Origin of the sequence: Pseudovibrio sp. Ad46, from assembly GCF_001623065.1 — a bacterium.
GTDB lineage: Bacteria > Pseudomonadota > Alphaproteobacteria > Rhizobiales > Stappiaceae > Pseudovibrio.
This window is the reverse complement of the sequence record NZ_LMCG01000045.1, coordinates 1-1210: the sequence shown is the minus strand read 5'-3', so window position 1 is coordinate 1210 and position 1210 is coordinate 1. Positions and strand designations below refer to the sequence as shown.

The 1210-nt window shown below is 45.4% G+C and carries 1 protein-coding gene; it reads left to right on the top strand.

Features of this window, described 5'->3' with window-relative positions; genetic code table 11:
• Window positions 1-215 precede the first annotated feature (215 nt).
• On the top strand, window positions 216-1112 hold the full coding sequence (locus PsAD46_RS11195) for an alpha/beta hydrolase-fold protein (RefSeq protein WP_161831155.1): 897 nt from the start codon (window positions 216-218) through the stop codon (window positions 1110-1112).
• The last annotated feature ends 98 nt before the right edge of the window (window positions 1113-1210 follow it).

The following is a 1210-nucleotide window of genomic DNA, read 5'->3' as shown; positions in this document are numbered from 1 at the left end:
CATCTGCTCGAGCACTTCCAGTGGAGGTGTTACTCCCTGTCGTATCTGCATAACGGAGAATGCATTGTTTACGCGGTGCCGCTTTACTGAAGTTATTCAGGGTAAATGACGGTAACTCTTTGTACCCATTAATATATAGTGCGAAACATTTGCAAATCAAGAATGGTGGGCAGGGCAAAACCTTAGTATTGCTATCTCTAGCAAGGAGATACCATATGAGCAGCTGTACCAACGAGTTTACTGATCTTGGTCCGACACCAATTCTAGGGTCAAACCGTTTCAGAATTTGGTCTGAGAATGTTAGTGCATATTTCATTATTGACGTCGCGATGCCAAATCCGATGTTTTCTAAAAGTGGTCCTGTACCAGTAATGTTTGTGACCGATGGCAACATATGCTTTGGTGCTGCGTCGACCTTACTGAACTCGTTGGCGATGGAACCAGATGGGCCTCCACCACACTGCATTGTTGGCATCGGGTATGATGTTTCTGGGAGAGGTGAAAAAGCAGAACACCTAGCAATTCGCACACGTGATCTTTCCCCATGTGAGGACAAGCGATTTGAAGCCATGATGCGTCGCGCACCAGCACCGTTTACTTGGCAAGATGAAATTCTGGCAGGTGGCGCAACTTCTTTCTTAGCTTTTATTCTAGAAGAACTATCTCCATGGCTTGCTAGTCGTTTCGATTTAGATCTGACCCAAACCACGCTAACGGGTATTTCCATGGGAGGGCTATTCGTACTCAATACGGCCTTTACTCAGCCAGAAGCATTTCAACGATATGTGGCTATTAGCCCAGCCATCTGGTGGGCTGATAGCTTTCTCATTGCGCTAGAAGAGCAAACGAGTACGAAAAGGCAGAATGTCAAAATGGATATATTCATGGCTGTCGGTGAGTTTGAGGAAGCTGCTGACGCACATGCTAAAATGGTATCCAATCTCGTTAAACTGGCGAACCAGATGGATTCCCGCTCAATTTCTGGGCTAATATTGTACCACAAAATCTTAAAAGGAGAATCTCATATGAGTGTTTTCAGTCCTGCTTTTAGTCGGGCCTGTCGTGCTCTATTTGCAGGCCAAAACCGCAATGAGAGTTGGGCCAACCTTTGAAACTGGTATCAACGATCTAAATTTGCTCCTTCCCTTAGGGAAGTCATTCGGTTAATTGGGGTCGGCTAGCTAGAGAGGAAATTCAACGGAAAAATCTA

Coding starts and splice junctions, on each gene's coding strand:
- PsAD46_RS11195 (WP_161831155.1), top strand. CDS start 216: ATGAGCAGCTGTACCAACGAGTTTACTGATCTTGGTCCGACACCAATT.